Raw genomic sequence first — 23,144 nt, 5'->3', positions numbered from 1 at the left:
CGGCGACGGTGAGGGGGTTTTTTAGCCTTCAACGCGTTGCTGAGATTTCAGCCACGCGATTTCGTCCGGCCAGATATCGGGATTCACCGTTTCCAGTATCAGAGGAATCCCGTCGAAGCGGGGATCGCGCATGATGTAGCTGAACACCGTTTTGCCGATGTTGCCTTCACCCAAGCTATGATGGCGGTCGACACGACTATTAAATTCGCTTTTCGCATCGTTGAGGTGCATGCCGCGCAGATAACGGAAGCCGACAATCTTTTCCAGTTCTTCAAAGGTGCGTTGGCAATCGTCTTCGGTCCGCAGGTCATAACCCCCGGCAAAGGCGTGGCAGGTATCAATGCAAAATCCGACTCGGCTCTTGTCTTCCACCTGATCGATGATTTCGGCCAAATGCTCGAAGCGGAAACCGAGGTTGCTGCCTTGTCCCGCTGTATTCTCAATCACCGCCGTGACGCCTTCGGTGGCATCCAGCGCCAGATTGATGGACTCGGCGATGCGCGAGAGACAGCGGCTTTCATCAATCTGCTGCAAATGGCTGCCGGGGTGAAAGTTCAGCAGCGTCAGCCCCAGTTCCTGACAGCGGCTCAGTTCGTCAATGAAAGCGGCACGGGACTTTTCCAGCGCCTCTTCCACCGGATGGCCCAGGTTTATCAGATAGCTGTCGTGCGGCAGGATCTGCGCGGGCGAATAGTGATACTGCTCACAGGCGGATTTGAAGCGGTCGATCACGTCCGGGGTTAGCGGCGCGGCACGCCATTGGCGCTGGTTTTTGGTAAACAGCGCAAATGCCGTCGCTTCGATCTCGTGTGCGCGGATGACGGCCTGATCAACGCCGCCTGCTGCGCTGACGTGAGCACCTACGTATTTCATTCTTTTCTCCTTTATGTCGGAACGCCCCGACGGGATGGAAACCGCGGGGCGTCGCCTGGCGAGCGCATTATGACATTATCGGCACCGGGGACGGCAAGTCCGGCGTGTCCGAATCAGGAAAACAGATGCATCACGCCCAGATTGATGGCGCCGCCGCCGATCATCAGCCAGATAAACAGCAGCAGGGCCAACAATACCGGTTTGAAGCCCGCCTGTCTGAGCATCTGAACGCGAGTGGCGATCCCTAGCGCGGCCATCGCCATTGTCAGCAGCACCCCGTCCAGCTTGACCAGCATGTCAACCCAGTCAGTAGGTAGCAAAGCGAGCGAATTAAACCCCGCCACCACGATAAACACGAGGGCGAACCAGGGAAACATCATCGGCGCGGTTTCTCCCACTCCGGCATCGGTGGCACGCTGCCGCTTTAGCCACAGGCCGAGCAGGAACAGGAAGGGCGCCAGCATCATCACGCGCAGCATTTTGGCGATGACCGCCATACTTTCTGCTTCGTTATTAATAGCATGACCCGCCGCGACCACCTGCGCAACCTCATGCAGCGTCGACCCGAGGTAGACGCCGAACGTCTGCGCGGTAAACAGGGCGGCGTGGCTGTATTGGAGGTGTGCGTAGATCCAGGGGTAAAGAAACATGGCCGTCGTGCCGAATATCACCACGGTGGATACCGCGACGGCGACTTTATCGGCAGAGGCTTTTAACACCGGCGCGGTCGCCAGCACCGCCGCCGCGCCGCAGATGCTGCTGCCTGCGCCGATGAGCCATACCGTTTGTTCATCCAGCTTGAACCAGCGGCGGCCCAGCCAGCAGGCCAGGAGCACCGTAGAGGTTAATGTGAGGACGTCGATTATCAGTCCGCGAGGGCCGATGGCGGTAATCTGCACGAAGCTGAGCTTGAATCCATAGAGCACGATCCCAAGACGTAACAGATGATGCTTTGCCCACTGCACGCCGGGGTCGCTCGCATCCTGCACCCACGGATAGATCGTGTTGCCCAGCACCATGCCGAGCAGAATAGCCAACGTCAGTGAGCCCAGCCCCCAACGCATTACCGTGGGGACATTAGCCAGCCACAGAACGGCCAGCGTGAGTAAGCCTATAGCGAGTATGCCCGGCAGCAGCGGCCTGAAGGTGAACGTGGCGGGAATAGCCCGAAGCCGGGCCAGGAATATCGACATAGCATGCACCTTGTGACGGTCTCTCTTGGGGCACAGCCTATGCGCGACGTGCTTAAAATAGAAATTGATTATATATTTATAACCTATGAGTATTAACGATAAGAGCTCACTATGCATATCACCCTACGTCAGCTGGAAGTGTTTACCGAAGTACTGAAAACGGGGTCGACGACGCAGGCTTCCGTCGCGCTGGCGCTCTCTCAATCCGCCGTTAGCGCGGCGTTGTCCGACCTGGAAGGCCATCTGGGCGTACAGCTTTTTGACCGCGTCGGCAAGCGGCTGGTGGTTAATGAGCACGGACGTTTACTGTTTCCCAAGGCATTAGCGTTGCTGGAACAGTCTTCGGAGATTGAACAGCTGTTTCGCCGCGACGTCGGCGCCTTACGCATCTATGCCAGCAGTACCATCGGCAATTATTTGATGCCCGCAATTATCGCGCGCTATCGCCACGACTCCCCCGATACACCGCTGGAGTTGCAGGTCGGTAACACGCAGGACGTGGTCAATGCGGTGTCGCAGTTCAGCGTCGACCTCGGATTGATCGAAGGACCTTGTCATCATCCGGACCTGATAACGCAGGCCTGGGTAGAGGATGAGCTGGTCGTGTTCTGTGCCGCAGACAGCGCGTTGGCCGGGCAGGGGCCGGTGTCTTTAGAGGCGCTGGCGAATGCGCCGTGGATCCTGCGCGAACAGGGCTCGGGGACGCGTGAAGTGCTGGATCATCTGCTGCTGGACAGGTTGCCGCATTTCCAGCTGATGATGGAGCTGGGGAACTCAGAGGCCATCAAGCACGCGGTGCGTTACGGCATGGGGATCAGCTGTCTGTCTCGACATGTGATTGCCGATCAGCTGGCGTCCGGCGCGCTGGTGGAGCTTCAGGTGCCGCTGCAAAACCTCAATCGCACGCTCTATCTGGTCCACCACCGTCAAAAGCATCTGTCCAATGTGCTGTGCCGCTTTCTGGAGTACTGTCGCCAGCCGGTCTGTGAAGCCTAAACCGTCATTATTCCCCTCTGGAATTACTGAGCGGCTAATGATTCCCCTCGTGCGGCATGGATGGCTGCTCCTAATAATCTGGGGCGGGTTATTAACCTCTCTTATGATTGGCGATTCCAGCTACCCAGCCGGGGGGTATTTGTTACAATCCGGCCTCAAATTTATCGGCCAAGCGGAATCAAGATGGCTCAACACGATACTCAGACCCCATCGCAAGGGGGCAGAACGCTACGCCGTGAACTCAAAGCACGGCATTTGACGATGATCGCCATTGGCGGCTCGATCGGCACAGGACTCTTTGTGGCCTCCGGGGCCTCCGTCGCGCAGGCCGGACCGGGCGGTGCGTTGCTGTCTTATGTGCTCATTGGTTTGATGGTCTACTTCCTGATGACCAGCCTCGGTGAGCTGGCGGCCTTTATGCCGGTCTCCGGTTCTTTCTCAACCTATGGCGCAAACTATGTGGATGAAGGATTTGGCTTCGCGTTGGGGTGGAACTACTGGTACAACTGGGCGGTGACCATCGCCGTCGAACTCGTCGCAGCACAGCTGGTCATGGGGTATTGGTACCCTGACTTCCCTGGCTGGATTTGGAGCGCCCTGTTCCTGACCGTGATCTTCCTGCTGAATTACATCTCCGTAAAAGGTTTTGGCGAAGCGGAATACTGGTTCTCCATCATCAAAGTCATTACCGTACTGGTGTTTATCGCGGTGGGCATGCTGATGATCACCGGGATCCTGAAAGGCGGCGAAAACGCGGGCCTGCATAACTGGCAAATTGGCGATGCGCCGTTTGCTGGCGGATTCTCGGCGATGATCGGTGTTGCGATGATCGCGGGTTTTTCCTTCCAGGGAACAGAACTGATTGGGATTGCCGCCGGTGAGTCCAAAGATCCAGAGAAGAATATTCCTCGCGCCATCCGTCAGGTGTTCTGGCGTATCCTGCTGTTCTATGTGTTCGCGATCCTGATTATCAGCCTGATTATTCCTTACACCGATCCGAACCTGCTGCGCACCGATGTCAAAGACATCAGCGTCAGCCCATTCACGCTGGTCTTCCAGAACGCCGGTCTGCTGTCTGCGGCGGCGATAATGAACGCCGTAATACTGACGGCGGTGCTGTCGGCGGGGAACTCTGGCATGTACGCCTCAACCCGTATGCTGTTCACGTTGGCGAGAGAAGGGAAAGCACCGGCGATTTTCGGCCGACTGTCCCGCGGCGGTGTGCCGCGCAACGCGCTGTATGCGACGACCGTTGTGGCCGCGCTGTGCTTCCTGACCTCCATGTTCGGCAATCAGACGGTTTACCTGTGGCTGCTGAATACCTCGGGAATGACCGGTTTTATTGCGTGGCTTGGCATCGCCATCAGCCACTATCGGTTCCGCCGTGGGTACGTTAAGCAGGGCGGGGATTTGACGGCGCTGCCGTACCTGTCCAGTTTCTTCCCAATGGGACCGATCTTCGCGTTTGTGCTGTGTCTGATTATCACGTTGGGTCAGAACTACCAAGCATTTTTGGCGGATCAGATTGACTGGTACGGCGTGGCGGCGACCTACATTGGTATTCCGCTGTTCCTGACGATTTGGTTTACGTACAAGCTGGTGAAACGTACGCGCTTTGTGAAATACGCCGATATGGTGTTTCCACAGGGCAAATAATCCCGCTTAGATAAGCCAATGAAAAGGCCGGTCGCACGCTTCGTGTTGACCGGCCTTTTTTATGGACGTCGTATGGTGATGGAACAGGCGAAGATGGCAGGGCGCTGCACGATGAGAGTGTGGTACACGAGCTATGGAAGAAGGCAGTCAACGGAGAGGGCAGAGCATGCGGGGGAGCGAGAAACTCCGGCCCGCGAGGGAGCCGGAGGGGATGCAGGTCAGCGTATCAGACGGCGGGATGACTTTCCGGCCGCGTACGACGGTAGTAAGCGTACAGAATCCACGCCAACGGCAGCACCGCCAACGGCGCCGCCACATACCCAATCGTGCTCATGCCTAAATACAGGCTCACTTTGCTGCCGAGCAGGGCGCCAGCGCCGATACCCAGGTTATATAGGCCCGAGAAGATAGACATCGCGATGTCGCTGGCGTCCGGTGCCAGGCTCAGGACGTTGGTCTGCATGGCCAAACCGATACCCATGACCGCCATGCCCCACACCATGCACAGGATGATCATGCTTGACTCGTAGCCCGCGGCAGGCAGCAGCAGCACCAGCGACAGCACCAGCAATCCGATGGCGCTGAGCAGAAAACCGGTCGGGTGTTTGTCGCTGTAGCGGCTGTACAGCACGCTGCCGAGGATCCCCGCCGCTCCGAACAGGAGCAGGATCAGCGTCGTGAAGTTCTCGGACTGACCGGCCACGTTCTGTATAAACGGCTCGATATAGCTGTAAGCTGTGAAGTGCGCGGTGACCAGAATCACGATCAGCACATACACCGTCACCAGCTCCGGGCGTTTGAACAGCATAGGCACGCTCGCCAGCGATCCGGAATGTTCGCTCGGCAAGCGCGGCAGCAGGCGCGCCAGTAGGATCAGCGAAATCGTTGCGCCGACCGCAATCACCATGAAGGTCATGCGCCAGCCCAGCAGCTGACCGACGACACGCCCCATCGGCAGACCCAGCACCATCGCCAGTGCCGTACCCGTGGCGAGCATACTCAGCGCTGCCGCGCGTTTCCCCGGCGGCGCCATACGGATCGCCAGCGACGCGGTGATCGACCAGAATACCGAGTGGGCCAGCGCGACCCCGGCGCGGGAGATCACCAGCACGGTGAAGTTCCAGGCCATTGCCGACAGCACGTGGCTGGCGATAAACAGGCAAAACACGCCGATCAGCAGCTTACGCCGCTCGATGCCGCTGGTCAGCAGCATGCAAATCAAGGACGCCAGGGTCACAATCCAGGCGTAGATAGTAATCATCAGCCCGACTTCTTCTGTCTTCATGGCAAAACTCTGCGCAATGCCGCTGAGAAGTCCGACTGGAATGAATTCGGTGGTGTTAAAAATAAACGCTGCGACAGATAGCGTAATGACACGCATCCAGGCTGTGGAGCGTGATGGTGCGGCGGATTCCATAAATATTTCTCGAAATTAATAAGGGCGGACGCGCTTATTTTAGACAAAGAGGTAAAGGAATACGATGTAGATCACAATTTTGTATGAACTTTTTTAAGCGAAATGTGTGCTTTATAACGAGAATTTAACCGGTTTGTGCAATAACTGGCTCTGTGACCGGCGTATCAATCGGCACATGCCGTTGAGACGCCGGTGAACATGTTTAGCGTTTTTGGAAGTAGGTCATCGCCAGCGCGGCGGCGAGCACCAGGCCTTTAATGATGTCCATCGCGTAATAAGGAACGGACAGCATGACCAGACCATTCTGCAAAACACCCAGCAGTACGGCTCCCACCAGCGTGCCCAGCGCGTTAGGTTTACCGGAGCCGGCCAGCGAGAAGCCGATATAGGCAGCGGCCACGGCATCCATCAGGTAGCCGCCACCGGCATTAACCTGAGAAGAACCGATGCGCGATGCCAGCAAGATACCGCCCAGCGCGGCCAGCAGCGAGGAGAATACGTAGGCCATCACCCGGTAACGCGCAGTGCGAATGCCCGCCAGGCGCGCGGCTTCAGGGTTACCGCCGATGGCGTACATGCGGCGTCCGTGTTGGGTCAGGGAGAGATACAGCTGTACGACCACGGTGACCACCAGCATGATCACGACAATAGTCGGCACCTGTCCGAGGGTGGAGAAAAACTCTGGGATCAGACCTTCGGCCATTTCGCCGCTGGGTAAGACCATGTTTTGAGTGATGGAGCCCCCGTAGCTGTAGGTCATCGCCACGCCCTGGATCACAAACAGGCTCGCCAGTGTCGCCAACATGTCAGGAATACGCAAAATCACGATCAGGAAGGCGTTAAATAATCCCACCAGCATGCAGAGCGCCAGCGTCAGCAAAATGGCGCCCGTCGTGCCGAAGCCATACCAGACGAACAGCGAAACCACCAATGCGTTAGCCAGCGATGCCGTGGAGCCGACGGACAGGTCGAAGCCGCCGACGGACAGCGACAGCGACACGCCGATGGCGATCACCGTCACAATGGCGATGGACCGCAGGATGTTGATGATGTTGTACGGGTCGAGGAAATTATCGGAGGCCAGTCCAAACAGCACTACCAGCGCGACAACGGTCAGCAGCATGCCCCATTTGTACAGAAAATCGAACAGACGATGAATGACAGGGAGAGCCCCGTTAGATGAATGTGGCTGACTCACGCAGGAGTTCCTCCGGTTGAATACAATAAAAGAGTTTCTTCGTCCGTCGTCGCGGCGTCCAGTTCCGCTACGATACGGCCATCCCACAGCACGCAGATGCGATCGCACAGTCCCACCAGTTCGGAGAATTCACCTGAGGCGTAAATAATCCCTTTCCCTTGTTGAGACAGTTCTCCCATCAATCCAAATAAATCCTGTTTGGCCTTGATATCCACGCCCTTGGTCGGTTCGTCGAAAATCAGCACCTGCATATCGCTGCGCATCCATTTGCCGATGGCGACCTTTTGCTGATTTCCGCCGGATAACCGGCGAATGGTCTGTTGCGGCCCACGAGTGCGGATGTTCAGTTGCTGGATCAACTTTTTTGCCCAGGCGGCGGCCTGACGTCCACTAAACACGCCCCAGCGGGAGAAGCTGTCGCTGGCGGCGATACTCAGATTCATGGATACGGTGTCATCAATGAATATCCCCTCTTTACGGCGCTCTTCCGGCACCAGCGCGATCCCAGCGGCGACGCTGTCGGCAGGGGAGCGCGGTTTCCAGGGCTTAGCCCGATATTCTCCCGCGTGAAGGCGGCTGCGGCTTGCGCCAAACAGCGCCTTGCACAGCTCCGTCTTTCCGGCGCCCGCCAGACCGGCGATACCCAGAATTTCCCCTTTGCGCAGCGTCAGTGAGATATCCCGCAGCAGGGTGTCGTCGTGCAGGCCCTCAACGCGCAACAGCGTCTCTTCATGCGATACCCGTGAGCGGGGAGGGAAGATATCGGTTAACTGATGACCGAGCATATTTTCAACGATTTGTTCGCTGCTCAGTCCCTGCATCGATGTGCGGCTGACGAATTGGCCGTCGCGAAGCACGGTCAGCGTGTCGCAAATCGCTTTCAGTTCGTGAATGCGGTGCGAAATAAACACGATCCCAATGCCTTCCGCCTGCAGGCGGCGTACGACGGCAAAGAGGCGTTCGCTTTCTTCCTGATCCAGCGGGGCCGTCGGCTCGTCGAGGATGAGAAAACGGCAGTCATGGGACAGCGCGCGCGCCAGTAACACCTGCTGTTTTTCCGCCAGCGTGCAGTGTTCCATACGGCGACGCACGTTGAGGGTAATTCCCAGTTGGTCGAGCAGCGCCGTGGCCTGACGGCGGATGTACGGCCAGTTCAGACCGTGGCCATTTTGCGCCAGCGTATCCAGCATGATGTTTTCGGCGACCGACAGCGTGGGCACCAGCGCCGCGTCGACTTCCTGCTGCACCAGATGAATGCCGTAACGTTTGGCATCACGCGGGGAGTGGATAGAAATGGCTTCGCCGTCCAGCAGAATATCGCCGGTGTAGCGGTCGTGAGACCCTGACAAAATCGCCATCAGGGTGGATTTTCCGGCGCCGTTAGCGCCCGTCAGAGCGTGAATAGAACCGCCCTCCAGGGCAAACTGCACCTGTTTTAACGCCGGGAAGCCGGCGAAGGAGATGGAAATGTCGCGCATTTCCAAGCGTGAACGGTGGGCAATGGACATAACTACGGCAACTCGTCTCGGCGGTAAGGGATAGTGGCGTTAGCCGGCTGAAAATTAACACACTTTTTTGAGATAAAGAATGCTGAATACAGGGGATTCGCGCGGCGTTTGAAAATGAAAAAGCATAACTTAAGCAAAAAAGTGATTAAGAATAGGGCCTGATGATTTTAAGATGCGTTGACGGTCTGATGACAAAACCGCAATCGGGGCGACCGCCCCAGCCGCAATAAAAAGCCAACATGTTGTCACGCAAGGAATTATCGATAATGAGTACATCACCTATCCGCGTCCAGGTTGGGCCGGCAAATTACTTTTCCTTTCCAGGGGCTATCGACAAACTGACCGATTTTTATCCTGCGCCGGTGCTCACACAGGCGCTATGGATCCACGGCGAGCGTGCGCTGAACGCCGTGAAACCTTATCTACCCGCTGAATTTTCGGCGGAAGGCGTGAAACAGGCGCTGTTTGCCGCCCACTGTAGCGAAAGCGAAGTTGAAAGACTGGTCGCTTTGGCGGGTGACGATCGTTCTGTCGTGATTGGCGTGGGCGGCGGGGCGGTGCTGGATACCGCCAAAGTGGTCGCGCGCCGTCTGGGCGTACCGCTCGTGGCGATCCCGACCATTGCCGCAACCTGCGCAGCGTGGACGCCGCTGTCCGTCTGGTATAACGATGAAGGGCAAGCCTTACGCTTCGAGATTTTCGAAGACGCGAACCATATGGTGTTGGTGGAGCCGCGCATCATCCTGTCCGCGCCGGTGGAGTATCTGCTGGCCGGGATCGGCGATACGCTCGCCAAGTGGTATGAAGCCGTGGTGCTGAGCCCTCGTCCTGAGACGCTGCCGCTGACCGTACGTCTGGGACTACAGACGGCGTTGGATATTCGCAATGTTCTGCTGCGACAAAGCGAAGCTGCGTTGAAGGCGGTTGAGTCGAGGACGATAAATCAGGATTTTCTGGACGTAGTCGAAGCGATTATCGCGGGCGGTGGTATGGTCGGCGGTCTGGGCGAGCGTTACACCCGCGTTGCGGCGGCACATGCGGTACATAACGGGTTGACGGTGTTGCCGCATACGGAGCGTTTTCTTCACGGCACCAAGGTGGCTTACGGCATTCTGGTTCAGTGCGCGCTGTTGGACGATACCGATGCGTTGCGGGAACTGAGCGCGGCATTCCGCCTCATGGGGCTGCCCACTACGCTGGCCGATCTGGCGATTGACATCAACGATTCGGCGGCGATGCAGGCCATCGTTGCCCGCACGCTCCAGCCGGGCGAGTCCATCCATTTTGTACCGGTGGAATTAGACGACGAACGCCTGCTGGCGGCCTTCCGTCGGGTCGAGTCCGTGAGCGAGTGAGCTTAGTGAAGCGCAGGGCGGGGTTCCGCCCTGAATGATCACTGCAATTTTTCGTAGGGAAATGAATTTTTGATAAAGCGGGAGTAATAGCTGCCCTTCGAGTTTGAGGCGAGCAGCTCTTCATAGATCATGCGCGCGACGCCTTGATACTGGTAAAGGCTTCCATTCAGGAATTCGATTTCGAGAATGCTGGTTTCAGCATCATAGCCGACGGCAAACAGATCGGCGGATGAAACACGCTTACGTTGCAAATTGGTCACTCCCTGTTGGCTGTGTAGCATTACCGCCTGAAACTGCGGACGTTCTGCAATGCTATGACTGTGTGTGTCTTATTTTTTCTACGGGACGGGCATGTCAGGCAGAGCGCTGAAATCCGGAAAGTCGGCCTGACGCCGCCAGACCTCAAAAAAGACAAGCTCTGCCTGTACCCATGCCGGTATTAAACCCTTCTCACCTTATTGCTGCAAGAATTTCCCGTGGAAACGCAGGTGATCTTCAATGAAACTGGCGATGAAAAAGTAGCTGTGATCATAGCCAGGCTGCATGCGCAGCGTCAGCGGCCACTCTCGCTGACGGGCAATGGCGTCCAGCGCGTGCGGCTGGAGTTGCTCCGGCAGGAACGGATCGTCCTCGCCCTGATCGATCAAGATCGGCAACGGATGGTCGCTGGCGGCCAGCAAATGACAGCTGTCGTAGTCCAGCCACCGCTGTTCGTCCTCGCCGAGATAGGCGCTGAACGCTTTGCGCCCCCAGGGCACCGCGCTGGGATTGACGATAGGGGCGAAAGCCGACGCTGAACGATACCGTCCCGGGTGACGCAGCGCGAGCATTAGCGCGCCGTGGCCGCCCATCGAATGACCGCTGATGGACTGACGGTCGCTGACGTTCACATGCTGCTGAATCAGCTGCGGCAATTCATCGCTGATATAGTCGAACATCCGATAGTGCGGCTGCCACGGCGTTTCGGTCGCATTCACGTAGAACCCCGCGCCTTGACCTAAATCGTACCCGCTGTCATCGGCGACGGTTTCGCCACGGGGGCTGGTATCTGGGATCACCAGCGCCAGACCCAACTCGGCCGCAACGCGCTGCGCCCCGGCTTTGACCGCGAAGTTTTCATCGGTGCACGTCAGCCCGGACAGCCAGTACAGAACCGGGGGCGGCGTTTGCTCCGCCGTTGGCGGCAGATAAAGGCTAAATGTCATGTCGCACTGCAACACGGCAGAGGTATGACGATAGCGCTGTTGCCAACCGCCGAAGAGGCGGTGTTGCTCCAGAAGTTCCAGTGGCGCAGTCATGTCGGGCGACCTCCGCTTAGTTAAAGTGAATCACGGTACGGATAGACTTACCTTCGTGCATCAGATCGAACGCGTCGTTGATGTCTTCCAGTTTCATGGTATGCGTGATGAAGTCGTTCAGCGGGAATTCGCCATTCAGGTAGCGCTGAACGATGTCCGGCAGCTGGCTGCGGCCTTTCACGCCGCCAAAGGCTGAACCCCGCCATACGCGACCGGTCACTAACTGGAACGGACGGGTGGAAATCTCTTCGCCCGCGCCGGCGACGCCGATGATGACCGACTCGCCCCAGCCTTTATGACAGCACTCCAGCGCCGAACGCATGACGTTTACGTTGCCGATACACTCGAAGGAGAAATCGACGCCGCCGTCAGTCATCTCGACGATCACATCCTGAATTGGCTTGTCGTACTCTTTCGGGTTCACCAGATCCGTCGCGCCCAGTTTACGCGCCAGTTCAAACTTGCTGGTGTTGATGTCGATGCCGATAATGCGTCCCGCTCCGGCCATTTTGGCGCCGATGATGGCAGAAAGGCCGATACCACCTAAGCCGAATACCGCTACCGTGTCGCCCGGCTGCACTTTTGCCGTATTGGTGACGGCGCCCATGCCGGTGGTGACGCCGCAGCCGAGCAGGCAGACTTCTTCCAGCGGAGCTTCAGGCTGATTTTCGCCAGCGAAATTTCGGGAACCACGGTGTGCTCGGCGAAGGTCGACGTGCCATATAGTGGAAAATCGGCTGGCCGTCTTTCGAGAATCGCGTGGTGCCGTCCGGCATCAGGCCTTTGCCCTGTGTCGCGCGGATCGCCTGACACAGGTTGGTTTTGCCTGAGCGGCAGAATTTACATTCGCCGCATTCCGGCGTGTAGAGCGGAATGACGTGATCGCCGACGGCGACGCTGGTGACGCCTTCGCCAATGGCTTCGACGATACCGGCGCCTTCATGACCGAGGATCGCAGGGAATACGCCTTCCGGATCTTTACCGGACAAGGTGTAGGCGTCGGTGTGGCAGACGCCGCTGGCGATGATACGCACCAGCACTTCTCCTTTCTGCGGCGGCATCAAATCGACTTCTTCAATGGACAGAGGCTGGTTGGGACCCCAGGCGACGGCGGCACGGGTTTTAATGGTTTGCATGGTGAATTCCTGTATCAATGACTCGCGATGAGGTCGCGGGTTCGTTATGGGTCACGAAGAGGTCGTCCAGCGACCTCGCGAAACGGCTTATTATGAGAATCGTTCAATCATCAGTTTTTTCAAGGCCTCGACGTTGGGACCGAATGCATCCCGACGCCAGACCAGTTCGACGGAGATGTCGGCGACCGTGTCAGGCAGCGGATGGATCTGAACCTGGTTGCCGCCGGGCAGCGCGGCCAGTACAGACTGAGGCAAAAAGGCCGCGCCCGTTCCCCCGGCGACGCTGGCCAGCAGCGTGGTGAGCGAGTTCACCGTGATCCACGGCCCCGACAACGTACTCTGCCCGCGGCTCCAGGCGCTGAGGCGAGAGCGGTAATCGCTGGCATCGGCGGCTTGCAGTATGACCGCACCCGCTAAATCTTTTGCCTGGTGCACTTTAGGGTGCTGGTGCGACGTAATGAGAACCAGGCGATCGCTAACGATCCGACAGTGGTGCAGCGCATCGTTATCGATGGGACAGCTGACCAGCGCAGCGGCCAGCGCGCCGTGACTGACTTCGTCTACTAACTGCGCGCCGTCGGCACATTTCAACGTGATCGCCACCTGCGGAAATCGGTGATGAAATTGCGCCAGGAGTTCGGGCAGCAGCAGGAGGGCCGCGGACTCTTCAGCGCCCAGTAAAAACTGTCCGCCGGGCGTGCCGCTGTGGCTCATCGTTAACGCTTCATCGCTCAACGCGAGAATTTTACGGGCATATCCCAGAAAATTGTGTCCGGCTGGCGACAGTCGTAGACGCTGTTTTTCACGGATGAACAGATCGGTGCCAAGTTCTAACTCCAATTGACGTAATCGTGTCGTCAAATTGGAAGGAACGCGTTGTAGCTGCTCGGCGGCGCGAGCCATGGAGCCGCTATCGGCCACCAGACAAAACATGCGGAGTTGGGTTAGGTCCATCTTCTCTATTCGTGAATAACTATGGCGGTTTGATTTTTAGAGAGTGAATACTATAGATTGATTTACAGGGTTGCAACGCTTCTTAACTATTTCGGATACATTGCCTAAATTCGAGGCGAGAGGCAACGGTAGTGAGCAGGATGTCATATCATTACATTTAAATCTATAAATGTGTTAGGGTGGCGAACTTCTTTCACTGATATTGGAAAAAATGATGTCTGAACACTCACTGTTTACCCCTCTGACCCTCGGTGATTTTACGCTGCGCAACCGCATTGCCCTGCCGCCGTTGACTCGTTCTCGCAGCTCACAGCCCGGTGATATCCCCAACGATCTGATGGCGACGTACTATCGCCAACGCGCCACCGCCGGTTTTATGGTGACGGAAGGCAGCCAGATTGAGCCACAGGGGCAGGGCTATGCCTGGACGCCGGGAATTTACAATGCGGAACAGGTCGCAGGCTGGCGCAAAGTGACTGACGCGGTGCATGAAGAGGGCGGCGTGATTTTTTGCCAGCTATGGCATGTCGGTCGCGTTTCCCATACCTCGCTGCAGCCGGACGACGCGGCGCCGGTCGCGCCGTCTGCGCTGCGTGCTGAAAGCGTCAAAGTCTTTATCGAAACCGGGCCGGGAACCGGCACGCTGGCCGATCCCAGCATGCCTCGCGCGCTGTCGACGGACGAAGTGAAAGCGCTGGTGCAGCAGTATCGCAAGGCGGCGGAAAATGCGCGTGACGCAGGCTTCGACGGCGTTGAACTGCATGCCGCTAACGGCTATCTGATCAATCAGTTCATTTCTCACCATACCAACCAGCGTACCGACGAGTACGGCGGTTCGCTGACAAATCGTCTGCGCTTCCTAAAAGAAGTCACCGAAGCCGTGATCGACGTTTTTGGCGCATCGCGGGTTGGCGTTCGTTTCGCGCCGCTGTTTGAAACGACCGACGAAGAGCGCGTCTATCTGGGGCTGGTGGAAAACGATCCGCACCATACCTACGTCTCTGCGGCCGCCCTGTTGCAGTCGATGGGGATCGCCTACCTGTCGATTGCGGAAGCCGACTGGGAGAACAATCCCGAGCTGCCGGAAACATTCCGTCAGGCGCTGCGTGAGACCTTCTCCGGCGTGATTATGTACGCAGGGAAATATACCCAGCAGAAAGCGGAACGCATCTTGGCGCAGGGATACGGCGATCTGTTCGGGTTCGGCCGTACCTTCATTGCTAATCCGGATTTACCGCATCGTATTCGCCATGGTCTGGCGTTAAATGCCGTTGACGCAGGCACGCTGTATGGCGGAACGGATAAAGGTTATATTGACTATCCGTCAAGCTAAGAGTAATTAAGCGGGCGGCATCCAATGAGGTGCCGCTGACTACGATAACAAGGTGAATGATTTATGGGCTTAAACGAGGCGCTCAAAGCTTTTTCTCATCCTACGCGCAGAGCCATCTTGGTCTGGTTGAAGGATCCTGACACCGCATTCGCCGATGACACGCAACTTTATGACTATCAGCGATACGGCGTGTGCGCGAGTCTGATTCAGAAAAAAGCAGGCTTATCTCAGCCAGCCACCTCTTTATGCCTGAAAAGCCTGCAGGAGCTCGGCGTGGTCGATGCCACCAAAGTGGGTATTTGGACCTACTACAAGCGCAATGAAAACCAGATTTCCGCCATCATGACCGCGTTGATCGATGATTTGGGCGTGAGCGTCGCAGACGACGAGCCTACGCGTTAACTCTCTTCGTTCCCATGCTCATGCTTTATTCTCGCGATTATAGGACACGGTCTTTATTTTGATGACCGTAGGTGAATGATTAAGTCAATGCGGCGGGTTTCAGCTTGCCGTGACTTAATTAATCAGGCGGGAAAAAATAATCATTTTAATTCGGTTTTGCGCAGAAAGTTAATCCCCAGAGAAGGAATACGAATATCGGTAACGAGAGTGATTACCTTTTCCTATTTCAAAAACAGTTCAACACGTAGATTCATCACTCCAGCAATGACGGCAAAGCATAAAATAAAATAACACTCAAAAAACGAATGGAAATTAACCCTTTTAATTCAATGAATAAAAATATTTATTTTTTCACTAAGGAATAAAAACAGTATTTAACTCGCCCCTTAAGCATCAGCAGCTCTGCAATTGCCGCGCGCTGTCATTCGTTTCCTCAGTTTTCACAATACTATCAAAAATAATAACTAACCTAATCGCGTCTCCGATATATACTAGGCCGCGACATTTGTTACTTGCGTGTTTCATTTATTGAAAAAATGGAACATCCGGCGCGATCTCGTCTGCGAGCGACAACATACAGCACTTGTTATTTCCTTTAATAAAAGAACGATTTTACAGATTTAACAGCCCATGTTGTTTATCAGCACGGGCATGAAATCGTTAGTAAAACATACGGAGTTTATTTATGAGTTTTCTGAAGAATGTCACCATCAGGACTATGATGTTAATCATACTTGGCATATTCCTCCTCCTTTGGGTCGGCGTATCTTTATTTACCGTTTCCGAATTCAATAAAATGGGGTCGCTGCTTGACGTCAATCAGTCGCAGAAAAAAAGTTATCTATTACTGGTGAAAGGGGGCGATCAATATTTTCGCGCCGTGACGCGGATGCTGAGAAGCGCCGACTATGTGCAGCTCGGTGATACGGCTACGGCGAAAACCATGCTGGACTCAGCCAACGTCGCAATTAAAAATACCAAAGACGCGCTGGAACAGTTTCGCCATAACGACTCGCTTGAGATTGACCCCGCGTTAATCACTAATACGACGTCTACCTGGTCTTCGCTGATCGAGTCGGGCATCGAGCCCATGTTCGCCGCGCTGCAAGCCGGTCGCATTGACGACTTTCGTCAGATTTACCACGTGACGTATCCGTCCCTCAGCGTGAACTTTGCTGCCAATTCAGACCAGTATGCCGAGGCGCTGCAGGCCAACCGAGCCATCGACGACGTTCACGCGATGACTTCATTGAACAAACGCCTACTGATTGTGACGATGATACTAGGTGTGATCATTCTGATTATCAGCGACCGTTATCTGGTCAACTATCTGGTTAAACCGATTAATCAGCTGAAGTCGCACCTTGAACGTCTTAGCGAAGGCCAGCTGAGCTTTGACTTGAAAGCGTTTGGCCGCAACTGCGCCGGGCAGCTGTTCCCGCACGTGACTTTCTTGCAAAACAGCCTGCGCACGACGGTGAGCACTATCCGCGACAGCGCGTTCTCCATCCATCAGGCTCCAGCGAGATTCGCCTGGGCAACAACGATCTGTCCGCGCGTACCGAACAGCAGGCCGCCGCGTTGCAGGAAACGGCGGCGAGCATGGAAGAGCTGAGTTCGACGGTGAAAATGAATGCTGAAAATGTTCATCAGGCCAGCAAACTGGCACACGAAGCGTCTATCGTCGCGCGTAAGGGCGGCGAAATTACGGATGAGGTCGTGGGTACGATGGACGACATCACGACCAGCTCTCGCAAAATCGCGGACATCACCAGCGTCATCAACGGCATCGCGTTCCAGACCAATATTCTGGCGCTGAATGCGGCGGTTGAAGCGGCCAGAGCCGGTGAACAAGGGCGTGGTTTCGCCGTGGTGGCGGGTGAAGTCCGCAATCTGGCGCAGCGCAGCGCGCAGGCGGCGAAAGAGATTGAAGGTCTGATCGCCGAATCCGTGTCGCGCGTCAATATCGGTTCCAGTCAGGTGAAAAAAGCCGGCGAAGCGATGGGCACGATCATTACTTCTATTACCCACGTCAACGACCTGATTGGCGAAATCGCCTCGGCCTCCGATGAGCAGAGCCGCGGTATCGAGCAGGTGGGTAGCGCGGTGACGCAAATGGACGGTGTCACTCAGCAGAACGCTGCGTTGGTGCAGGAAGCCTCTGCCGCCGCGGGCTCTCTGGAAGAACAGGCGCGTCATCTGACTGATGCCGTCGCTGTCTTCAAGCTGGAGAGCGAAGCGCGTCCGGCTTCCGGTCACCCCCAAAACGGTCTGGAGCTGAAACGCCCAGCGCTGAGCCAAAAACCGGCACGGGTCGCAGCACCTGCCGCCAGCAAGATGCAAAGCAGTAATGACAACTGGGAACAGTTTTAATATCCATCGTTTATGACTCCCACTAGCGCACCGGTTTCACCGGTGCGTTTCTTATTTTCCCTCCTCATTCAATTCTCGCGATATAACCCTGGCCGCCAGGATCCAGAGCGCCAACAAATAGTCGTTTTTCGCTTGCGCTGGCGCTGGTCTCATTTCTCTTTAGATAAAAACGTGGCTCTGAATACCCCTTTTTATATCCGTGCCTATACTTAGGGCATTAAAACCCGATAGGTGTTCAGGATGGCGGCTTTATCGCCGTTCACGCTTTGCTACATTCCTATGGCGGGGTTTTAAATCAGACAGTTAGGAAGCGCAGCAGGGTACGGCTCGACGCGACTGAACAGGGTTAATCATCGCTGCACATTCGTTCATCGAAAAGAAAGAATATTGTTCGCGTCAGGGCGCGGACCTATTAAAGACTCTCATGGGGTGGGATATGCATTTTCTGAAAAACATCAGCATACATGCGATGGTATTAGTCATTGTAGGCACACTGATCGTGATATGGGGTATCGCGTCGGGCTACAGTATTTATTCTCTGAATCAGGCGACGAATTTACTGACGCAGGGCGAAGCGCAGAAAAAAAATTACTCCTATTTGATTTACGGCAATGACCAGTATTTCCGCGCCGTGATCCGTCTCGAACGGGCGATGGATTATATGCAGGAGAACGATCAGGTTAACGCCAAGAAAACGATGGATATGGCGCAGGCCGCCATCCAGAATACGAAAACGGCGCTGGAAAGCTTCAAAAATTCCGAACATATCGGTATTGAGCCGACCACCGCGAACGGCGTGTATACCACCTGGGAAAAGGTGATCACGGATGCGGTAGACCCCATGAATGCCGCGTTGCAGCGTAATGATCTCCAGAGTTTCCGCACGCTGTTCCGCCAGGTTTTCCCGCCGATGGCATGGACGTTTGGCGATGAACTTAAAAAATACAGCGATGAGATGTCGGCGTCCAAAATCATCCCTTCTATTAATGAGCACAACGCCCGCAACCGCGATACGATCATCATCGTGCTGCTTGCCGGTATCGTGGTGTTGATCTTTACCGAATATTATCTGCGTAACTATCTGGTTAAACCGATCGCGGTCATTAAATCGCATCTGGCGCAGCTCACGGCGGGCCGTCTGGGTTGCGAACTGGTTGAGTTCGGCCGCAACTGCGCCGGTCGATTGATTCCGGACATCAAACTATTGCAATCGCGACTGCGCGATACGGTCACGGCCATTCGCGACACCACCCGGTCCATCGATCACGGCACGTCGGAGATCAGAGTGGGCAGCGACGACCTGTCCCGACGGACAGAGCAACAGGCTGCGGCGTTGCAGGAAACGGCCGCCAGCATGGAACAGCTGAGTTCGACCGTCAAACACAATGCGGACAATGTGCATCAGGCGCGTCTATTGGCGCAGGATGCGGCGGGCGTGGCCAAGAAAGGGGGCGAAATCAGCAGTAACGTGGCCAAGACGATGGCAAAAATTACCGCCAGCTCCAGCAAGATTTCTGACATTACCAACGTGATTAACGGCATTGCGTTCCAGACCAATATTCTGGCGCTGAACGCGGCGGTGGAAGCCGCGCGCGGCGGCGAGCAGGGACGGGGATTCGCCGTGGTGGCGAGTGAGGTTCGCAGCCTTGCGCAGCGCAGCGCCCAGGCGGCGAAGGAGATCGCTGAACTGATCGCCGAATCGGAAGTTAATGTGCAGGTGGGTGATAAACAGGTTCAGCAGTCTGCCGAGGCGATGGAAACTATCATCAACGCAATCGCGCACGTCAGCGACTTGATTAGTGAAATTAATGCCGCCACGGACGAGCAAACTCAGGGCATTACGCAGGTCGGGCAGGCCGTACACGAACTGGACGGCGTGACCCAGCAGAATGCCGCGTTGGTACAAGAGTCGTCGGCCGCCGTCGCGCAGTTGGATCAGCAGTCGCATGATCTGGCGAAGGTGGTGGACCTCTTCCAGTTGGAGGATGACAACTGTCCGATTTCCACAACGCGTATCCCGGCGGTGAAACCAAAACCGATGCCCGCCGTGAAACTACTGCCCGCCACGCGGGCGAATAACAATAATGACGGCTGGGAGAAATTCTAAACGTCTTGCCTCTCGGTTATCCGGCGATGCAAACCGCGTCGGATAACCGTCATCCCCCCTAATGGCGGTCGCCATCATTCATAACTTGCAGCGATTTCATCAATCATGACATACAATCACTGGATAATCGCCGAACTCTCCATTAGGCTGTGTCCCTCATTAAAAGGCGCTGATTCGCGCCTGGTGCATCCGTCAGTGGCACTGTATTGATTCCCTGTTTGCCGTCATCAATTCCACGGCCTGTTGCGGGCAACGCCTGAAGACGGTATGGCGCCGCATATAAGTTACACCTGCTGGAGAACGATAATGTCATCACCTTTGACCCAAGAAGCTGCCCTGGTCCATGAGGCGCTGCTGGCGCGCGGTCTGGAAACGCCGTTACGCGGGGAAATGCTCGATCGAGAGACCCGAAAAAGCCGCATTGCGGAGCACATGACGGAAATCATGAATCTGCTGAGCCTGGACCTCACGGACGACAGCCTGACGGAAACGCCGCACCGCATCGCTAAAATGTATGTCGATGAGATTTTCTCCGGCCTGGACTACACCAATTTCCCTAAAATCACCATCATTCAAAACAAAATGAAGGTGGATGAAATGGTGACGGTGCGCGACATCACTCTGACCAGTACCTGCGAGCATCACTTCGTGACCATCGACGGCAAGGCCACCGTGCTTATATCCCCAAGGATGGCGTCATCGGGCTGTCGAAGATCAACCGTATCGTGCAATTTTTCTCTCAGCGTCCGCAGGTGCAGGAGCGCCTGACCCAGCAAATTCTGGTCGCGTGCAAACGCTGCTGGGTACGAATAACGTCGCCGTTTCCATCGATGCGGTTCACTACTGCGTGAAAGCGCGCGGTATTCGCGATGCCACCAGCGCCACGACGACCACGTCGCTGGGCGGTCTGTTCAAGTCCAGCCAGAATACGCGTCAGGAGTTCCTGCGCGCGGTACGTCACCACAACTAAGGGTACGCACGATAAAATTCACCGGCGTCGGTTTCATCCACGACGCCGGTTTTTTTATGCCCGCCACGGTCGTTTTCTCCTGTGGTTTGCGCTATCTCATTGCCCGGAGAGGTAAAACCGTAGGTTTTTACGCGCTCAGTCATTACAATTTACAGACCGAACCATCCCCGTATTTACTTAGACTGCGAGCTACCCTTACGCCTATGGTCACTCCACCCCGAGTACAACCCCGCATCGCCACGTTGGATTTTGTCCGCGGCGTGGCGTTGCTTGGCATCCTGCTGATGAACGTGTCCGCCTTTGGTTTACCCGAGGCCGCCTACCTTAATCCCGCTTATAACGGCCTGCCGTCACTCCGTGATGCCTGGACCTGGGCGGTCATGGATATTCTGGTGCAGGGAAAATTTCTGACCATGTTCGCCTTGCTGTTTGGCGCGAGTTTGCAGCTGTTGCAGCCAAGAGGGCGGAGCTGGATTCACGCTCGCCTGTTCTGGCTGATGATCTTCGGCCTGATTCACAGCCTGTTCTTCTGGGATGGCGACATCCTGCTGGATTACGGGCTAATTGGTCTGGTGTGTTGCGGCATGTTGCGCATGGCCGAGAGTCCCAGACTGTTACTGCGCGCGGGTACGATCATGTATCTGGCGGGGGTCGCTATATTGGTGGTGCTGAGCCAGCTGCTGAGCCAAACCGGCGGCCGCTTTTGGCAGCCTGGCCCGGCCGATCTGGCCTATGAGGCGCACTGGCTGGTGACCGGCGGACCGGAGGCCTGGAGCCATCGGCTGTCGATGCTGAGCCAAAGTCTGTTATCGATGGGCGTACAGTACGGCTGGCTGCTCTGCGGGGCGATGCTGCTCGGCGGCGCGCTGATGCGCAGCGGGTGGCTCAAAGGAGAATTCAGCCTGAGTCACTATCGCCGAATTGCATGGGTGCTGCTGATCCCCGCATTGCTCATCAACGGTGTGGGCGTCGTGGCGCAGTGGCAGCTGAACTGGGAGTATCGCTGGTGCGGTCTGCTGTTGCAGATCCCCGGTGAACTGAGTGCGCCGTTGCAGGCGATCGGGTATCTGGCGCTGTGCTATGGCTACTGGCCGACACTGCGACGCTGGCGCCTGACGAAATGGATTAGCGATATCGGTCGGATGGCGTTAAGCAGCTATCTGCTACAAACACTCATGTGTACCACGCTGTTTTACCAGTTGGGCTGGTTCATGAAGCTGGACCGTCTGGCATTGTTAGCCTTGGTGCCGCCGATGTGGATCGTCAATCTGCTGTTCGCGCACTACTGGCTGCGGGTTTTCCGGCAGGGGCCGATGGAGTGGCTATGGCGTCGCCTGACGCGATTCGTCGCGGGCAAACCCGATGTCGTTATCAGCAAGTAACGCCGGTTTCGATTTAAGGCCGGAACGCGTCGGCTGATTTCTTGCCGGGCGTGTCCGTTGTGTCGTCCGGCAGATACTCGGGCGGCACGGCTGGATAGCCGGGCTCATCGGCGGAAATCGTATGCGGCGCGGGAATAGGGATCATCGGACCGAGAAACCGCGGCTCGCGCTTCAGCACATACAGATCGAACAGGGTGCCCAGACGGGCGCCGAACTCCCGAATCCGCACCATCCAGATATCCTTCGGCGACGGCACCGCATAACACTGCGCCTGAATTCCGAGATGTAGCGCAATAAACAGCGCACGTTCACAGTGGAAGCGCTGGGTGATGATGGTGAAGTCGTTGGTGTCGAACACTTTGCGGGTGCGAACAATCGAGTCGAGCGTGCGGAACCCCGCATAGTCGAGCACGATATCCATCGGCGGAACGCCTGCGGAAATAAGGTCGCGGCGCATCGTCATCGGTTCGTTATAGCTTTGCTGAGCGTTGTCGCCGCTGAGTAGCAGATAGCTCACTTTCCCGCTGTTATAAGCGTTCAGCGCGCCCTGAATACGAAACAGATAATATTGGTTCACGCCACCGGCGCGGTAGTATTTTGCCGTGCCCAGCACGACGCCGACGGGGCGGGCGGGAAGGTCTTTGAGATCGTCGAAAATATAGGGGGCGGTGCGCCAGCTGATACAGCGGTCAAGCAGAAATGCGCCTCCTGCCAGCACGAGGATGCTGGTGAAAAGACCAAATGTCAGGCGTTTCCACATGCGTCTGCCTTACTCAGCACGAATCAAATCATCCGGCAAGGCTACTTTACCTGCCGAGATCGCGCAAGGCGAAGCGTCCCGCAGGAAGGCTTAATGACGATTTTTAGTGCAAGGGATCAATCAAAAGGAAAAAAACACCGGGGGACGGGGGGAAATTATCCCCCGGTGTGACGTCATCAGACCCGGCTGCCCCACAGATCGTATTCGTCAGCGTGTTCGATTTTTACGGTGAC

16 protein-coding genes and 3 pseudogenes are annotated in these 23,144 nt (G+C 56.2%); 9 read left to right on the top strand and 10 right to left on the bottom strand.

All coding sequences use genetic code 11. The features are described 5' to 3' along the window. Positions 1-21: 21 nt before the first annotated feature. Entirely contained in the window at positions 22-873 is an 852-nt protein-coding gene (gene nfo, locus AU509_RS09110; RefSeq protein ID WP_094118181.1) for a deoxyribonuclease IV, read from the bottom strand. Between the two features lie 113 nt (positions 874-986). Next, the gene (locus AU509_RS09105) at positions 987-2,066 is read right to left on the bottom strand and encodes a YeiH family protein (protein WP_094118180.1); all 1,080 of its coding nucleotides are present in this window, start codon (positions 2,064-2,066) and stop codon (positions 987-989) included. Between the two features lie 111 nt (positions 2,067-2,177). Here AU509_RS09105 and yieE point away from each other — a divergent pair, with 111 nt between their 5' ends. Further along, entirely contained in the window at positions 2,178-3,062 is an 885-nt protein-coding gene (yieE, locus tag AU509_RS09100; RefSeq protein WP_085652273.1) for a DNA-binding transcriptional regulator YeiE, read from the top strand. Positions 3,063-3,245: 183 nt separating this feature from the next. Next, on the top strand, positions 3,246-4,718 hold the full coding sequence (locus AU509_RS09095; protein WP_094118179.1) for an amino acid permease: 1,473 nt from the start codon (positions 3,246-3,248) through the stop codon (positions 4,716-4,718). A 226-nt stretch (positions 4,719-4,944) separates the two neighbouring features. Here the strand turns inward: AU509_RS09095 and AU509_RS09090 are convergent, their stop codons facing one another. From AU509_RS09090 to AU509_RS09080, 3 genes are all read right to left on the bottom strand, one after another. Beyond that, on the bottom strand, positions 4,945-6,135 hold the full coding sequence (locus tag AU509_RS09090) for a sugar transporter (RefSeq protein ID WP_094118178.1): 1,191 nt from the start codon (positions 6,133-6,135) through the stop codon (positions 4,945-4,947). A 202-nt stretch (positions 6,136-6,337) separates the two neighbouring features. Then, positions 6,338-7,333, bottom strand: a complete 996-nt coding sequence (locus AU509_RS09085; protein ID WP_085652276.1) for an ABC transporter permease — start codon at positions 7,331-7,333, stop codon at positions 6,338-6,340. Further along, positions 7,330-8,841 (bottom strand): sugar ABC transporter ATP-binding protein, encoded by a 1,512-nt coding sequence (locus AU509_RS09080; RefSeq protein ID WP_094118177.1) that lies wholly within the window; start codon positions 8,839-8,841, stop codon positions 7,330-7,332. The genes AU509_RS09085 and AU509_RS09080 overlap by 4 nt, the downstream gene beginning before the upstream one ends. Before the next feature lie 266 nt (positions 8,842-9,107). Between AU509_RS09080 and AU509_RS09075 the strand changes: the two genes are divergently transcribed. Continuing rightward, positions 9,108-10,196, top strand: a complete 1,089-nt coding sequence (locus tag AU509_RS09075) for an oxidoreductase (RefSeq protein ID WP_094118176.1) — start codon at positions 9,108-9,110, stop codon at positions 10,194-10,196. Positions 10,197-10,234: 38 nt separating this feature from the next. Here AU509_RS09075 and AU509_RS09070 read toward each other — a convergent pair whose 3' ends face one another. The 4 genes and pseudogenes from AU509_RS09070 to AU509_RS09055 all read right to left on the bottom strand — a co-directional run bounded on the left by AU509_RS09070 (position 10,235) and on the right by AU509_RS09055 (position 13,584). Further along, positions 10,235-10,447: a KTSC domain-containing protein gene (locus AU509_RS09070; protein ID WP_085652309.1), complete on the bottom strand. Its 213-nt coding sequence runs from the start codon at positions 10,445-10,447 to the stop codon at positions 10,235-10,237. Between the two features lie 204 nt (positions 10,448-10,651). Then, the gene (gene fghA / locus AU509_RS09065; protein WP_085652279.1) at positions 10,652-11,494 is read right to left on the bottom strand and encodes an S-formylglutathione hydrolase; all 843 of its coding nucleotides are present in this window, start codon (positions 11,492-11,494) and stop codon (positions 10,652-10,654) included. Positions 11,495-11,510: 16 nt separating this feature from the next. Next, a pseudogene (locus AU509_RS09060) lies at positions 11,511-12,630 on the bottom strand (S-(hydroxymethyl)glutathione dehydrogenase/class III alcohol dehydrogenase). Between the two features lie 90 nt (positions 12,631-12,720). Further along, positions 12,721-13,584 carry a LysR family transcriptional regulator gene (locus AU509_RS09055; RefSeq protein ID WP_085652281.1) on the bottom strand — a complete coding sequence of 288 codons (864 nt, stop codon included), beginning with the start codon at positions 13,582-13,584 and terminating at the stop codon, positions 12,721-12,723. Between the two features lie 214 nt (positions 13,585-13,798). Between AU509_RS09055 and AU509_RS09050 the strand changes: the two genes are divergently transcribed. From AU509_RS09050 to yeiB, 6 genes and pseudogenes are all read left to right on the top strand, one after another. Beyond that, on the top strand, positions 13,799-14,917 hold the full coding sequence (locus tag AU509_RS09050) for an alkene reductase (RefSeq protein WP_085652282.1): 1,119 nt from the start codon (positions 13,799-13,801) through the stop codon (positions 14,915-14,917). Positions 14,918-14,980: 63 nt separating this feature from the next. Next, positions 14,981-15,319, top strand: coding sequence for an ArsR/SmtB family transcription factor (locus AU509_RS09045; protein WP_085652283.1), 339 nt, complete (start codon positions 14,981-14,983; stop codon positions 15,317-15,319). 685 nt (positions 15,320-16,004) lie between these two features. Then, positions 16,005-17,692, top strand: a pseudogene (locus AU509_RS18880) (methyl-accepting chemotaxis protein). Positions 17,693-18,128: 436 nt separating this feature from the next. Further along, entirely contained in the window at positions 18,129-19,799 is a 1,671-nt protein-coding gene (locus AU509_RS09035) for a methyl-accepting chemotaxis protein (protein WP_085652284.1), read from the top strand. 306 nt (positions 19,800-20,105) lie between these two features. Beyond that, a pseudogene (gene folE / locus AU509_RS09030) lies at positions 20,106-20,769 on the top strand (GTP cyclohydrolase I FolE). Between the two features lie 203 nt (positions 20,770-20,972). Further along, complete coding sequence (gene yeiB, locus AU509_RS09025; protein WP_085652286.1) at positions 20,973-22,151, top strand: DUF418 domain-containing protein YeiB; 1,179 nt, start codon at positions 20,973-20,975, stop codon at positions 22,149-22,151. A gap of 13 nt (positions 22,152-22,164) precedes the next feature. On the opposite strand, the gene sanA is transcribed toward yeiB, so the two are convergent. After that, on the bottom strand, positions 22,165-22,911 hold the full coding sequence (sanA, locus tag AU509_RS09020; protein WP_085652287.1) for an outer membrane permeability protein SanA: 747 nt from the start codon (positions 22,909-22,911) through the stop codon (positions 22,165-22,167). Between the last annotated feature and the right edge of the window lie 233 nt (positions 22,912-23,144).

Origin of the sequence: Lonsdalea britannica, assembly GCF_002111595.1 — a bacterium.
GTDB classification, from domain to species: Bacteria; Pseudomonadota; Gammaproteobacteria; order Enterobacterales; family Enterobacteriaceae; genus Lonsdalea; species Lonsdalea britannica.
This window is presented reverse-complemented; position numbering and strand designations above follow the sequence as displayed.

Coding starts and splice junctions, on each gene's coding strand:
- nfo (WP_094118181.1), bottom strand. CDS start 873: ATGAAATACGTAGGTGCTCACGTCAGCGCAGCAGGCGGCGTTGATCAG.
- AU509_RS09105 (WP_094118180.1), bottom strand. CDS start 2,066: ATGTCGATATTCCTGGCCCGGCTTCGGGCTATTCCCGCCACGTTCACC.
- yieE (WP_085652273.1), top strand. CDS start 2,178: ATGCATATCACCCTACGTCAGCTGGAAGTGTTTACCGAAGTACTGAAA.
- AU509_RS09095 (WP_094118179.1), top strand. CDS start 3,246: ATGGCTCAACACGATACTCAGACCCCATCGCAAGGGGGCAGAACGCTA.
- AU509_RS09090 (WP_094118178.1), bottom strand. CDS start 6,135: ATGGAATCCGCCGCACCATCACGCTCCACAGCCTGGATGCGTGTCATT.
- AU509_RS09080 (WP_094118177.1), bottom strand. CDS start 8,841: ATGTCCATTGCCCACCGTTCACGCTTGGAAATGCGCGACATTTCCATC.
- AU509_RS09075 (WP_094118176.1), top strand. CDS start 9,108: ATGAGTACATCACCTATCCGCGTCCAGGTTGGGCCGGCAAATTACTTT.
- fghA (WP_085652279.1), bottom strand. CDS start 11,494: ATGACTGCGCCACTGGAACTTCTGGAGCAACACCGCCTCTTCGGCGGT.
- AU509_RS09055 (WP_085652281.1), bottom strand. CDS start 13,584: ATGGACCTAACCCAACTCCGCATGTTTTGTCTGGTGGCCGATAGCGGC.
- AU509_RS09050 (WP_085652282.1), top strand. CDS start 13,799: ATGTCTGAACACTCACTGTTTACCCCTCTGACCCTCGGTGATTTTACG.
- AU509_RS09045 (WP_085652283.1), top strand. CDS start 14,981: ATGGGCTTAAACGAGGCGCTCAAAGCTTTTTCTCATCCTACGCGCAGA.
- AU509_RS09035 (WP_085652284.1), top strand. CDS start 18,129: ATGCATTTTCTGAAAAACATCAGCATACATGCGATGGTATTAGTCATT.
- yeiB (WP_085652286.1), top strand. CDS start 20,973: ATGGTCACTCCACCCCGAGTACAACCCCGCATCGCCACGTTGGATTTT.
- sanA (WP_085652287.1), bottom strand. CDS start 22,911: ATGTGGAAACGCCTGACATTTGGTCTTTTCACCAGCATCCTCGTGCTG.